Raw genomic sequence first — 14,268 nt, 5'->3', positions numbered from 1 at the left:
AATGCAACCCTGACGCATCCACGGCTCTGCTAAAGGTGTTGGCATGCTTACGAAGAGCACCACCCCGAACCCCTCGACCGTGCTCGGCCGCCAACTTGGCGACGAGCTACGCCGGTTGCGGGAGGCCTCAGGGCTGACCACCAATCAGGCAGCTGAAGCCCTCGACTGCACCAAGGGCAAGATCAGCCGGATCGAGAACGGTCGGGTGGCCGTCCGACTCCCGGACCTGACCGCGATGCTGCACGCCTACGAGGTGGCGGACCCTGAGCTTCGCGAGCGACTGGGAGCGCTGGCCCGCAAGGCCAACCGCCGTCGCAGGCAAGGATGGTGGAACCAGTACGGATCCGTCCTCGCCGACACGTACCGCGACTACATCGCGCTGGAAGCCATGGCTGGAGAGATCCGCACGTTCCAGGCGCAGTTGGTTCCCGGCCTGCTCCAGACCCCGGAGTACGTCCGTGCCGTGACGGTGGCCTCACGACAATGGCAGACAGCCGACGAGATCGAAAAGTTTGTCCAGGTTCGCCTCGCCCGACAGGAGCGACTCACTGGCGACTCCCCTTTGCATCTCTGGGCAGTGGTGTCGGAGGCCGTTCTCCTCCAACAGGTCGGCGGCCCTCAGGTGATGCAGGCTCAGTTGGAGCACCTCCTGACGATCTCCGAGCAGCCCAACGTGACCATCCAGGTCCTGCCGTTCTCGCGCGGAGCACACGCGAGTATGTTCGGCCCGTACGTAGTACTGGGTTTCTCGGAGGAGGCAGCGCTCGACGTGGTGCTGGCGGACAACCCAACCGGCTCCATCTGGCTGGAGCGGGAGGCGGAAGTCGCCCGTTACCAAGATCTGTTCGACGCCGCTCGCACGTCCGCGCTCTCTCCGATGGAATCGCGAGCCGTCATCCGACGCAGGGCCAAGGAGCACAGAGCATGAATAGCGCACGCCACAGCATGCTGGACCTGTCGGGCGCGAAGTGGCGCAGCAGCACCTACAGCGGCGGCAACAACGAGTGCGTCGAGATCACCGACGGCATCCCCGCACTCATACCGGTCCGCGACAGCAAGCGCCCCACCGGCCCAGTGATCGCCTTCGCCCCCCACGCCTGGCGCGCATTCATCGCCCACCTGAGCTGAACCCGATCACCCACAAGGCCAGCCTGCCCTTCACCGCCTTCCTGCTCTACACGTACTCATCACCCATAGTCACCCTTCGTTACTCGAATTCACCATACTATGGTTCACTTGAGTATGTTCATCACGAGCAAGCTCGAAAGGTGACCCATGCCAGGCTTCGTAGGCCGCACATCCGAGCTGGCCACCCTGAACCGCCACCTCGCCTGGGTACGCGACGGCCGAGGCGACCAGCGCGGCCGTGCCCTGCTCCTCCGCGGCCGGCGTCGCGTCGGGAAGTCGCGGCTCGTCGACCTCTTCTGTGAGCGCGCCCAGGTGCCCTACGTCGTCCACCAGGCCACCCGAGGCGAGGACGCCCAACGGGAACGGGCCCGCTTCCTCGACGAGGTCCGGCACTCCTCGCTGCCCGACACCGCCCTCCTCGCCGGCGTCACGACCGTCGCCGAATGGGACACCGCCCTGCGCCAGCTCGCAGCCGTGCTCCCGGACGACGCCCCCAGCATCGTCGTACTCGACGAGCTGCCGTGGATGCTCGAAGGCGACCCGGTTCTGGAAGGCACCCTGCAGACCGTGTGGGACCGGGTGCTGAGCCGGAAGCCCGTGCTGCTCATCCTCATCGGCAGCGACCTGGCCATGATGGAGCAGCTCTCCGCCTACGGCCGCCCCTTCCACCAGCGAGGGGTCGAGATGGTCCTGGCGCCCCTCTCCCCCTCCGAGGTCATGGCAATGACCGGGCTCCCGGCCGCCGACGCCTTCGACGCCCATCTGATCACCGGCGGCCTGCCCCTCATCTGCCAGGAGTGGCATGACAGCGAGAGCCGCACCGACTTCCTCTCTCGCGCCCTCGACGACCCCACCTCCCCCCTCCTCGTCTCCGCCGAGCGGGCACTGGCCGCCGAATTCCCGACCGCCCTCCAGGCCAGGCACGTGCTCTCCGTGATCGGCAGCGGTGAGCGGACCTTCGGAACCATCGCCGCGAAAGCCGGGGCGGCCGATAGACCGCTCCCGCCCGGCTCGCTCAACCCGGCCCTGCGCAGCCTCGCGGACAAGCGGCTCATCGCCGTCGACACCCCGCTCTCCACCCACCCCGGAGACCGCGACCGCCGTTACCGCGTCGCCGACCCCTACCTCCGTTTCTGGCTCGCCTTCCTGGAGCAGGGGATCCCGGAGATCGAGCGCGGGCGTGGCCGGATCGTGGTCGAGGCGGTCGAACGTGGATGGACCTCGTGGCGCGGGCGGGCGATCGAGCCCGTCGTACGGGAGTCCCTGGCCCGGTTGCTGCCCGACGACACGTGGCCGCAGGTGAGAGAAGTGGGGGGCTGGTGGCCCCGCACCAACAACCCCGAGGTCGACCTGGTGGGGGCGGACCGGTCGCCAGCGCGCGAGATCGGGTTCGTCGGCTCGATCAAGTGGCACGAGCGCAGCACCTTCGACCGCCGTGCCCTGGCCGCGCTGGCCCGGGACGCTCTCGTCGTACCCGGTGCCGACGAGGACACTCCGCTGGTCGCGGTGTCCCGCTCCGGGTTCTCTGTGGACGGGCTGGCGGCCACGTACGGGCCCGAGCAGCTGATGGAGGCCTGGGCTTCCGCTGCGTGAGCTCCCTCCCCCATGTCAGACACGCCCGATACGATCGGAGACCGTCCCCACATGGGTGAACAGTGGCGGACGGTGCTTCCGGAGCAGCGTGCGGTGCGGGCATCGCACGTCGTTCCGGTCGACGGGGGACGCGCCGCGCTGCCCGGTGGACGTAGACGCAGTACACGGAAAACAGGAGACGCGAGACAGAGATGGCCCCGACCGCCGCCACGGCCCCCCTCCTCCGCGATGTCATCGACATCAAGACGTCCATCTCCACGTCCGACTTCGTCCTGAAGCTGGCCGAGGCCGTCACCAAGGAGGGCGCTGAACGGGCGCTCCGGGACTACGTCGTCACCGAGCGCCTTCTCGAGAACTTCGACGAGGCGCTCAGTCTGATCAAGACCGCGCTGGACGGGCAGACGTCGAAGGCCGCGTATCTGCACGGCTCGTTCGGTTCCGGTAAGTCGCACTTCATGGCCGTGCTGCACGCCCTGCTCCGGGGCGACGAGGCCGCACGCGCCCGGACCGATTTCGATCCGGTGCTGGCCAAGCACGAATGGCTGAGCACCGACGGGAAGCGGTTCCTGCTCGTGCCGTACCACATGCTCGGGGCCAAGTCCCTGGAGCAGCGGGTGCTCGGCGGGTACGTCAGCCACGTCAAGGCACTGCATGACGATGCGCCCACTCCGCAGGTCTACCGGACCGACTCCCTCTTCGCGGACATCCGCGCGCTGAGGGATCGTATGGGCGACGACAAGTTCATCGAAGGGCTCGCCGGAGCCGCAGCCGACGGAGACGCCTTCGATGCCGACGACGAGTGGGGGGACTCCTTCGCCTGGACCCCGGCACTCCTCAACACCGCCCTCGCCGCCGAGGAACTGGACGGCGCCGAGGTCAACCTCAATCTGGTCAACCCGACCACCCCTGCCGAGCTGCGCGCCAAGCTCGTGCATGACGCGAGCACAAGCTGGTTCCCCGGCTTCGCGAAGAACGCCGCCGAGGACGAGCACGGTTTCATCTCTCTCGACGCCGGCCTCGCCGTCATCGCCGAGCATGCGAAGTCGCTGAAGTACGACGGGCTGATCCTGTTCATGGACGAGCTGATCCTCTGGCTCGCCAACCGCATCCACGACCAGAAGTTCGTCTCCCGCGAAGCCGACAAGATCACCAACTTCGTGGAGGGCGCCGACTCTCGGCGCGCCATCCCGATCGTGTCGTTCATCGCACGGCAGCGCGATCTGCGGGAGCTGGTCGGCCAGGAGGTCTCCGGGGCGGCCGAGACCGCGATCCAGGACAGTCTCAACCTGGCCTCCGGGCGCTTCGACAAGATCACGCTGGAGGACCGCAACCTCCCGCAGATCGCCCACGCGCGTCTCCTGAAGCCCAAGGACGCGGAGGCCGCCGCCAAGCTCGACGCGGCGTTCGCGAAGATCAAGCGGGTCGGACCGCAGGTGTGGGACGTGCTGCTGGGCTCCGACGAGGGGACGACCGGTGCCGACGAGTCGTCGTTCCGGCTGACGTATCCCTTCTCCCCTTCGTTCATGGACACCCTGGTCCACATCTCCTCGGCGCTGCAGCGCTCCCGTACCGGTCTGAAGCTCATGGGCCAGCTGCTGGCCGATCATCGCGACGATGCAACGCTGGAGCAGCTCATCCCGCTGGGCGACCTCTACCCGGTCATCGCGGACGGCGGCGACCGGCCGTTCGTCGACAGTCTGAAGGTGGAGTTCCAGGCCGCCGACAAGCTGTACCGCACCAAGCTGCGGCCCTATCTCCTGGCGATGTACGACGTCACCGAGGAGGACATCGAGCGCTACCGCCACCGCCGCGAGACCGTCACCGATCAGGGACTCGTCCAGCGGTGCAAGGCGTTCGTGGGCGACGACCGGCTGATGTGCACGCTTCTGCTGTCCGCGTTGGCGCCCAGTGTGCCCGCGCTGCGGGACCTGACGATCCGGCGGCTCGCGTCCCTCAACCACGGCTCGGTCATCTCCCCCATCCCGGGCGCTGAGGTCGGCGCGATTCAGTCGAAGGTCGACGAGTGGGCGGCGCGTTTCGCGGAGATCAAGCCCACCGGCACCAAGGTCAACCCGGGCGTACGGCTCGAGCTGGCCGGTGTGGACGTGGACTCCGTCATCGCCAATGCCAACGTCAACAACAACCGAGCCAACCGCCGCTCCCTCGCCAAGCGACTCCTCGCCGAAGAGCTGGGCATCGACCTCCAGGAACGGCTCACCGCGGACGAGCTGAAGTTCGTCTGGCGTGGCTCGAACCGCACGGTTGAGGTCATCTTCGGCAACATCGCCGACCACGACGACCTGCAGGACCACGAGTTCGCCCCCAGCCAGGACGGGCTGTGGCGGATGATCATCGATCTGCCGTACGACGAGGGCGAGTACGGGCCGCGCGAGGACGCCAACCGCATGGCCGAGCTCCGCAGGTTTCCCGGGAACCGGCCACGGACTGTGGGGTGGATTCCCACCCACCTGTCCGCTGCCCGCTTCCAGGACTTCCAGCGGCTGGTCGTCATCCACTACGCCCTCGCCGACCAGCGGCGCTTCGACACCAGCTACGCGCAGCACCTGAACTCCGACAACCGGGCCCGCGCCAAGGCGCTGCTGGAAGACCAGCGCGAGACGCTCACCAAGACGGTGAAGGCGGCCTTCAAGCAGGCCTACGGTCTTGCGGCCAAGAAGCCGGGCGATGTCAACCCGGACTTCAACGAGCACTTGGAGCCGCTGCCCGACGTGCCGGATCTACGGGTCTCCATCGGGCAGTCCCTGCACGACGCGGCCCGGCACGTGGCGGGCAAGCTGCTGGCCCACCAGTTCCCCGCGCACCCGGACTTCGACCCCGACGGCACGGGTACCGTCGTCAAACTCGCCGACGCGCGGACGGTGTTCGGGCACATCCGCGCCGCGTCCGAGGCCGGTGACCGGCAGGCCGAGATCCCGGCCAAGGAGCGTCCGCTCATGCGGCGCATCGCCGCGCCGCTTGGACTCGGCCAGCAGAAGGAGGCGTACTTCCGGCTCTCGACTCGCTGGCCGGAGCACTTCGCCCTCCAGGCGCGCGGCGAGGCCGGTCCCGGTGACCTCAGCGTCGTGCAGCTCACCGAGTGGATCGACCGTCCCTCGCCGATGGGTCTTGAGCCGTTCCTCGCCAATCTGGTGATCGCGTCATACGCGGAGATGGACGACCGGGTCTGGGTACGGGCCGGTGCGCTGCTCGACCCCTCGCCCGAGCTCTCGGCGATCAAGCCGCAAGACGCTCTGCGTTCCCAGCCGCTGCCGGAGGAAAGCGTCTGGGAAGAGGCGGGACGCCGCTACTGGGAGATCTTCGGTGAGGAGCCGCCCAGGCTGCGCCGGGGCCGGATGGTCGGACAGTTCGCCCGGCGGATCACTGAGCAGGCCCGCACGTACCAGCCACACGCAGCCGATCTGGTGGCGCAGTTGGAGAAGCACGTGACGCTGCTCGGCCTGGACGGCACCGACGAAGCCGGCCGACTGGCGATCGCCCGCCGGGCCCGGGACCTGCTGGACGAACTGCGCGGGCTGGATCAGGGGGCGAGCGGCGGTTCCGGGGCGGCGAAGCAGGTCATCTCCGCCTTCGCCGGCTTCGATCTCGGCGACGTGCCGACGAGCCGCTACGGTGCGTCGATCAAGCAGGCCGAGTCCGTCGCGGCTGCCCTGGCCACCGCGGCCTGGGACATGCTCAAGCTCGCGCCCAACTACGGGCCGCAGGGTGAGGCAGTGCTGGAGGAGTTGCGCGGCGCGGCGCGTGTCGATCAGCGCACCAAGGACCTCAAGGAGGCGCTGCGGGAGGCACGGCGCGCCATCGTCGCCGTCATCGAGCGCAGTCAGGCACAGACCACCGACCCGCGTAGGGCGTACGCCGCGCCCACGCCGACCGAACCTCTCACAAAGCCCGACGCGATCAGCCTGAGCACCGACACCAGCCAGCCGCCCGTGCCCTCCACCCACCCTGGCACCGACGGCGGACCACGTGCGGGACGCCGCTCGGGCGGAGGCCGGACCACAGCCTCCCGTGCGCTGGCCGAGTTGAAGGCCGAACTGGCCGAACTGGCGGCTGCCGAGCCGGACGCAGAGATCGAAATCAGCTGGCGGGTTGTGGAATGAGCGGAAGGCAGAAGGCGGAGAGGGTGTGGGAACAGTGAGTACGGCGGCCGTGACCACCACCAGCGCGGTGCGGCTCAACGCCGCGACCATCACCCAGTACCTGGCGTCACAGCCCGGCCTCAAGCCGGACAAGCGCAGGGTCGTGCTGCTACGGGCCGCGCCCTCCTGGGACGGCCCGGACGAGCTGCCGTGGGGTGAGCAGCGGCGGGCCACGGTCGCGGCGGCGCCCTCTCCCCTCGGCGTGTACGAGCTGCTCCTCGCACACCAGAAACCGTCGGCCACCGGGCCCGACGTGCTGGTGGTACTGACCGACCGCGAGGAGGCGGAACTCGGGCCCGATCTGCTGGCGAAGGTGCACCGGCAGCGGGTCAACGCCGTCGACACCTGGGACGTCGTACGGGAGGCTTTCGGTGCCGGCGCCTCCGACCACCGGCTGTTCGAGGAGAACTGGGCTGCCGAGGCACTGCTGGACGCCGCTCCGCCGCACGGCGGATGGCCGAAGCTGGCGGGCGGTGTCCTGTCGCGGCGCGAGGCGCTTACCTCGCTCGCCCTGCGCAGGCTGGGAATCGGCCGCTACGATCCGGACGCCGAAATCTCCCGCTCCGCGGCGGGAGCCGGGGACGAACTGGACATCCACACCCTGCTGCGGTGGTCTCTCGTGCCTGGCGGCCCGGAACGGCTCCTGGCGCTGCGAACGCCCGAGCGAGCCGGGCTCGTGCAGTTCCTCAGCGAAGAGGAGCAGGCCGGGCGCGCGGGACAGGCCCTGCTCGCCCTCGTGACGGCGGAACACGGGCCGGACGCCGTCGCGTTCGGGCTGGTCTGCGCGGCGCTGTGGGGGCCCGCCGACGCCGTGGCGGACGCGGAGGATTACCGAGCCCGGGGACGGGCCGAGCGCTGGTTCGGAGAGGAACCGCCCGCCCAGGGTGAGCATCTTGACGCCCTCGCTGCGGCCTTCGGACGGTCATGCGAGGAGTTCGTCTCCGCCCTGCTGCTGACGGGACGGTCGGACAGTGACGAAACGGCGGCGGAGGCCCGGCGGCTGACCGGCTTCGTTCTCGACCGAGCGGCCGCCCTTTCCCGCCAGTTCGGGGCGGAACGGGCTGCAGGGACAAGTTCCGTACTGGCGGCTGGACTTGAAGCACGCTTCACCGCTGTCGGCGAGGCGCTGTCGAGCAGCGGCCGCGAGCGGATCACACCCGCGGTGAAGGCCCTCAGCCGACACCGGCTCGCCCGGGATCCCGACTACAGCGTTCGTATCGAGCGGGTGCGCATGGCGCAGCGGCTGGCACGTTGGCTCGCGACCGACCCGCCGGTCGAGACCCACACGGTGGCGGATGCCATCGCCCGTCACGTCACCGAGACGGGCTGGGTGGACCTGGCATTGGAGCACATCGAGTCCGGGGGCGATCCCGATCCGGCGCTCCGGGCCGCGTACGACGCTCTGTGCGCCTCGGCGCGCGACCGTCGGCGCGAGATCGACCGGCACTTCGCCCAAGTGCTTGCCGCCCGGGCGGCGACCGACCGTGGTCCCGGCTCGATGCCGGCCGTGGAGACGTTCCTCCCCGAGGTCGTCGCCCCGGTCGTGAAGGCCGGAGAGCGGAGAGTGCTGCTCCTCGTGCTCGACGGGATGAGCGCCGCCATCGCCGCCGAGCTCGGCGAGCAACTGCGCGACCACTGGGCCGAGTACGACCCGCTGCCCGGAGCGAAGGACGCTCCGCGGCGCCGCGCGATGGCAGCCGCGCTCCCCACGGTCACCTCCGTGTCGCGGACCTCGCTCTTCGCAGCACGGCTGATGAAGGGCACGCAGGCCGACGAGAAGAGGCTGTTTCCCGCTCACCGCTTCTGGGGCGGGGAGGACGTGGCGGTCTTCCACAAGGACGATCTGCGCGCCGAGACCAGTGGTGAGCCGTTCGGGCCCGAACTGCACGAGGCGCTCGTCGGCGACCATACGCATGTGGCGGTGGTCCTCAACACCGTGGACGACCGACTGGCCTCCGAGCAGAAACTCGGTAACGGTGCCTGGCGACTGTCCGACATAGGAGGGCTGCGAGCACTGCTTCGGTCTGCCGCGGCGCAGGGCCGGGCGGTGATGCTCACGAGCGACCACGGCCATGTGATTGATCGGCGGTCGGCGCGGGTGGACGCCGAAGATGTGCGGTCCGCGCGGCACCGTGGCCCCGTAGGTCCGCTCGTTGAGCAGGAAATCGTGCTGACGGGCCCTCGGGTTCTCGACCCGGAACCGGAGAGCGAGATCGTCGCCCTCTGGAACGCCGACACCCGCTACACGTCTCGCAAGGCCGGCTATCACGGCGGCGCGTCCCTGGCCGAGTTCGCCATCCCGGTGCTGGCCTTCCTGCCCTTCGGGGCGAAGCCGCCGAGCGGCTGGCGGGAGCTGGGGAACCAGCGGCCGAGCTGGTGGTCACTGACCCCGCAAGGGGAAAAGCAGCCGCTGCGGGCGGCCCACGCCGCCGCGGTCTCGGCACCGGTACCGAAGAAGTCGCCCAAGAAGACCAAGAGCGAGGCGGAACTCGCCAAGAGCCACGAGGCACTGTTCGACGTGACGCTGGTTCCTTCGGGATCCGAGGACGGCGCTCTGTTGTCCGTAGCCCCTGTGTCTCCGGGTGATGCCTTGGTCGACGCTCTCCTGCAGTCCGAGGTCTTCACGTCACAGGTGCAGCTGCTCGCCCGTAAACCGGACCTTGCTCGGGTGGAAAGGGCCGTACACGCTCTGCTGGACGCAGGCGGCACCCTGCCCATGACTGCTCTCGCCCAGCGCGTCGGCCTGCCCGCGAACCGGCCGGCGGACGGCTTCGCCGCCGTGCTACGGCAGTTGCTCAATCACGACGGTGTCCAGGTGCTGGAAACACTGCCGGACGGGCGGACCCTGCGGCTGCACACCGGACTGCTGCGGGACCAGTTCGAGCTGAGTTGAGGAAAACGGTGTCGTCGGTCCCGGGCGCCTGGGGCCGACGACACCATGCGTCAGGTGAGCTGACGCAGCAGCCCCGCGAACTGGCGCAACTCTTCGCTCCGCTGCGCCGACAGCGGCTCCGGATCGAAATGCGCGATCTGGTTGCGGATGCTGCGCACCCGGTCGAGCTGGTGCACGAACTGGACGCGGTTCACCCCGGTCCAGCCCAGGGTCTGCCAGTTCTGGTCGGCCGCGGCGCACAGCGCCTCTTTGCGGTGTCCCTGTTTGCTGCGCTGATCGCCGTCCAGCAGCATCACGTACTGGCCGAACATGAGGTCCGCGATCTTCCCCGTCTTCCTGTCGTTTTGCTGCACGGCGCGGATCGCGTCCTCACTCATCTTCGCGCCGAGACACTTGCGGAGCCGGAACTCGATCTCGCCCACGACGAAGAACGGCCATGCAGTCGCGTCGAAGCGCTGGGTGATGTCCGCAGCAGTGACGATGCCGCTGATGCGCCCGTTGTGAGCCCGGACCAGTACGTATCCGTGCTCGCAAACGTTGGAGAGCATGGCGAAGAAGTCGTCGTGTGCGTGCGCGACCGGCGGGTCCTCCACGATCGCATTGGCCAGTGCCGCTTCCGCACCGGTGGCGTACATCTTGGCCACCGAGCGCCAGGTGACAACACCGGCCACCGTGTACTGGTCCTCCAGGACTGGGACCTGGGAGTAGTTCTTCGTGTGCATTATGTACGTCGCCTCGGTGAGGTCCGAGGCAGGCGTGACCGAGTCGACTCCGGCGTGTGCGCACGGCAGGTCGCCGATCCGGAAGGGCTGCTGTGGCATGGCACCAGGCAGCAACCCCGCCTCGTCCTCCTGCTCCTCGTCCGCACCGTCGCTCTGGTCCCCTGTCGCGGATTCCTGGGCAACGATGTGGATCTCGGACTGACTGCTGCAGGTCGCGAAATACGGCAGGGTCGCTAGACCGACGTCCTTCAGCTTCTGCTCGATGTGAAGGATGGCTTGGTCGTTACGGAACCGGGTGTTGAAACAGGTCAGGAGTTCCACGAGAGGAACGCGCCGGCCTTTGAATGCCAGCAGTTCTTCGTCGGAGGGTGTCCGGAGCACGGCCGCGTCACCCGGCCTTCACGTCACGGAAGACGGTGCGCTTGCCCATGGCCGACATGACCAGCTCCAGCAGCTGCTTGGATCTGTTCTCGTAGAACCGCTCGAAATCGCCCGCGTGCAGCGCGGCAGGGTCGATGAGGTGAGTGCCGATGACGTCGTCGAACCATTCGGGACGCATTCCCGACTCGAGCGCGAGCGTCTTGAGGTAGCCGGCAGGCGATCCAGTCATGCTCTTGCTGGCCCTCAGCGACAGGGGTGTCTTGTTGATGATCGAGTTCGCCCTGTTGCTGTAGGCCCGGTCGTTCTTGTCGATCCACGCCTTCGGGAAGATCTGGCGCACCTCCACGCTGTACTCGGCGAGGCGCGCGGCGTTCAGGGGTGCTTCCGTGAAGTACCAGTCCACCGCCCCCTGCTTGACCAGGAGGGCGTAAACGCCCTTATATGCGGCGCTGTTGCGGGTACTGAGGGTGTCCAGCCGGTCATCCAGGAATGCCGCCTCGGCGATGGTGTCGGGAACTACTTCGGTGTTGCCCTGCAGGCGTTCGACGAGTTGCTCGACGTCGCGGGTGAAGCGGCTTTCCGTAGAACCGCCGTACATCTCGCCGAGCACACCGCACCAGTACCACTGAGTGAACAGCTCGTCGGCCGCCACTGTCTCGGTCTCCTCGCCCAGGATCGTCCGTACGGCGGCCAGCGGTACGAGCTGGGTTCGATACGGCAGGTCCGGGGCGCGCACGATGCACTGCCGCTCCAAGAAGGCCCCCACCCACTCGAAGGCCTCGGCCACGCGCGGAGCGAGCAGGCTGAAGTCGGCGAGCGGCAGTTCCAGCAGGTCACGGCGCTTGCAAGAGACCGCGGCGCGCGGCTCCTGGCGCTTGCGCTCCCAGGTTCGAACGAGCGCCACGGCCTGGAGGAAGTCACTGCTGCTGAGCCCGTCCTCGACGCCGGCCTCCATACGCCCGAACACGGGGTACGACGACGTCAGGCCCTTCTTGATGTCCAGCCAGACGTCGGGAAGCTTGTAGTAGTCGCCGTGCTGGGCCACGTACTCCTGGTTGCCCGCGTACGTGGCCGTCAGCAGTTCGAAGACGTTGAGCGGCACACCACCGGTGTTCACCCGCTCGAACACGGCACAGACCGCGTCCATGGTCGTAGAGGCCGCGAGCTTGATCATCGGTACCTGGAACGACTGCATGCGGTTGAGCACGTGCATCTGGAACTGTCCCCACAGACCCCAGTTCGTAACGTCGACCTTCACGTACTCCTGGTGCCAGTCGTTCACTCGCTCAGTGTCGAACACGAAATGGAGTGGGAAGTAGCCTGCCGCGCACTCACCTTCGACAGTACTCAGGTCGATGAGGTCCCTGCGGTTGAAGCCGGTCTTGAGGATCTTGTCCTCAGGAACAGACACGATGGCCTCGTCGCGTTCGGCCGGTGGCCCGATGGCCTTGGCGATGTCGACGTAGTACCAGCGCCTCAGCTCCTTGCCGCGAGCATCCACCGTCTCCACCGGGCGATCCCGGTGCAGGGCCTGGAAGAGGGAGGTCAACCGTTGCTGGCCGTCGAGCAGCAGGAGATCGGGCACCCGGCCCTCCGCGTCCTCGGCGCCCTTGAGTGTCCGAGTGCGGAACGGTGAGGTGCCATTGGTCTGCAGCGCCATCACCACCCCGAGCGGATAGTCGAGTGTCACCGTCGCGATGAGTGCCCTGATGCGCTCGTCGTCCCACTTCCACTCACGTTGGAAGTCGGGGAGCTGTAAGGCGCCGGAAGCGACGTCCGCAAGGGCGTCGCTGAGTTTCAGACTGTCGAGTGCCACGCTGTGTCTTTCCGTCTGGGACCGAACGCTGCGTCACCGCCTCTCCCGGCGGTGAACATGCCATTGCACCAAGGGGGTTGGCGGCCGTCAAGGCGTTCATCGATCCCGCTACCATGCACCAGCATCAGCGATCCGTAGGCGACCGGAATGTCCATTCGCACTACGGTCCAAGCGCACTATGGTGCCGCCCGTTTCGCCCTGCGCCCTCGTGGTCTCAAGCCGATGGGAGACTGTCGGGGTGAGTACAGACAGCCCTGGCCGAAACGGACCCGTCAGTGCCGCCCGGCGCCGTGACGTGATCGATGCGCTGCGCCGGGGAGCCGTTCCTGAGAGCGGGCTCGACCTGCTGGCCACCGGCCTTGACCGGTACGAGAGCGCCCTGAACGCTGAGCTCGACGCCGTGGCGTCGGGCGCGTCGGTATTCAAGGCCGTGCGCGGCGAGTACGGGTCGGGCAAGACCTTCTTCGCGCGGTGGCTCGGGGAGCGGGCCAAGCGGCGCAATTTCGCCGTCGCCGAGATCCAGGTCTCGGAGACCGAGACTCCACTGCACAAGCTGGAGACCGTCTACCGCCGCCTCACCGAGCGGCTGGCCACGCCCGGATTCCCCCCGAGCGCGCTTCGGCCGGTTGTTGACGCCTGGTTCTACGCCCTTGAGGAGGACGCCCTCGCCGCAGGTGCGTCCGAGGAGAACCTGCCCGCAGAGGTGGAGCGGCTGATGACCGCCCGGCTTACCGAGGTGTCCCGGCACGCCCCGTCGTTCGCAACGGCGCTGCGGGGATACCGTACGGCCCTCGAGTCGGGAGACGAGGCCACCGCCTCGGCAGTCATGGGCTGGCTGGGGGGACAACCGCATGTGGCCGCGGCGGCCCGTAGGTCCGCCGGGGTGCGCGGCGACCTCGACCATTTCGGCGCTCTGGGGTTCCTGCAGGGACTGCTCACCGTGCTGCGTGACTCCGGGCACGCTGGCCTGTTCGTCGTGCTGGACGAGGTGGAAACCCTGCAACGGGTTCGGTCCGACGCCCGTGACAAGGCGCTGAACGCGCTGCGCCAGCTCATCGACGAGGTGCACTCCGGACGCTTTCCCGGCCTCTATCTGCTGATCACCGGCACGCCGGCGTTCTACGACGGCCGACAGGGCGTGCATCGTCTGGCTCCGCTGGCCCAGCGGCTGGCAACCGACTTCACCACCGATCCGCGCTTCGACAACCCTCGTGCCGTGCAGCTCAGGCTGCCGGGCTTCACACTGGACTCGCTGATCGGTCTCGGGCTGACCATCAGGGACCTGTATGCGTCCGGGTCTTCGGCGGCCGAGCGAGTCAGGGAGATCACAGACGACGTATATGTCGCCGACCTGGCCAAGGCCGTCGGCGGGGCGCTGGGGGGCAAGGTGGGGGTAGCGCCTCGCCTGTTCCTCAAGAAGCTCGTCGGCGACGTCCTCGACCGAGTGGAGCAGTTCGAGGACTTCGATCCGCGCAAGCACTACGCGCTCACGGTGAATGCCTCGGAGCTGACCGAGGTCGAGCGCAACGCCGCGGCGGTTGACAGTGCCGATGACGTCGAACTGGACCTCCCGTGAGC

The 14,268-nt window shown here is 68.2% G+C and carries 8 protein-coding genes; 6 read left to right on the top strand and 2 right to left on the bottom strand.

Annotation, left to right across the window (positions count from 1 at the left end):
• The first annotated feature begins 43 nt into the window (after positions 1-43).
• The 5 genes from ACIA8X_RS32455 (at position 44) to pglZ (ending at position 9,771) form a co-directional block, all read left to right on the top strand.
• Positions 44-928, top strand: a complete 885-nt coding sequence (locus ACIA8X_RS32455; RefSeq protein ID WP_399459772.1) for a helix-turn-helix domain-containing protein — start codon at positions 44-46, stop codon at positions 926-928.
• Positions 925-1,128, top strand: coding sequence for a DUF397 domain-containing protein (locus ACIA8X_RS32450; RefSeq protein WP_399459771.1), 204 nt, complete (start codon positions 925-927; stop codon positions 1,126-1,128). The genes ACIA8X_RS32455 and ACIA8X_RS32450 overlap by 4 nt, the downstream gene beginning before the upstream one ends.
• A 147-nt stretch (positions 1,129-1,275) precedes the next feature.
• The gene (locus ACIA8X_RS32445) at positions 1,276-2,721 is read left to right on the top strand and encodes an ATP-binding protein (RefSeq protein ID WP_399459770.1); all 1,446 of its coding nucleotides are present in this window, start codon (positions 1,276-1,278) and stop codon (positions 2,719-2,721) included.
• A gap of 191 nt (positions 2,722-2,912) precedes the next feature.
• On the top strand, positions 2,913-6,839 hold the full coding sequence (locus ACIA8X_RS32440; protein ID WP_399459769.1) for a phage resistance protein: 3,927 nt from the start codon (positions 2,913-2,915) through the stop codon (positions 6,837-6,839).
• A 34-nt stretch (positions 6,840-6,873) separates the two neighbouring features.
• Positions 6,874-9,771 (top strand): BREX-2 system phosphatase PglZ, encoded by a 2,898-nt coding sequence (pglZ, locus tag ACIA8X_RS32435; protein WP_399459768.1) that lies wholly within the window; start codon positions 6,874-6,876, stop codon positions 9,769-9,771.
• Positions 9,772-9,821: 50 nt separating this feature from the next.
• Here the strand turns inward: pglZ and ACIA8X_RS32430 are convergent, their stop codons facing one another.
• A complete protein-coding gene (locus tag ACIA8X_RS32430; RefSeq protein ID WP_399459767.1) occupies positions 9,822-10,814 on the bottom strand; it encodes a CBS domain-containing protein in 993 nt (330 codons plus the stop codon).
• Positions 10,815-10,881: 67 nt separating this feature from the next.
• The gene (locus ACIA8X_RS32425) at positions 10,882-12,690 is read right to left on the bottom strand and encodes a DUF262 domain-containing protein (protein WP_399459765.1); all 1,809 of its coding nucleotides are present in this window, start codon (positions 12,688-12,690) and stop codon (positions 10,882-10,884) included.
• A gap of 238 nt (positions 12,691-12,928) precedes the next feature.
• Here ACIA8X_RS32425 and brxD point away from each other — a divergent pair, with 238 nt between their 5' ends.
• A complete protein-coding gene (brxD, locus tag ACIA8X_RS32420; RefSeq protein WP_399459764.1) occupies positions 12,929-14,266 on the top strand; it encodes a BREX system ATP-binding protein BrxD in 1,338 nt (445 codons plus the stop codon).
• Positions 14,267-14,268 lie beyond the last annotated feature (2 nt).

Source organism: Streptomyces sp. NPDC051738, assembly GCF_044453205.1.
In the GTDB taxonomy this organism is placed as follows: domain Bacteria; phylum Actinomycetota; class Actinomycetes; order Streptomycetales; family Streptomycetaceae; genus Streptomyces.
Note: the sequence above shows the minus strand (reverse complement) of the source record. Positions and strands in the feature narration are given on the sequence as shown.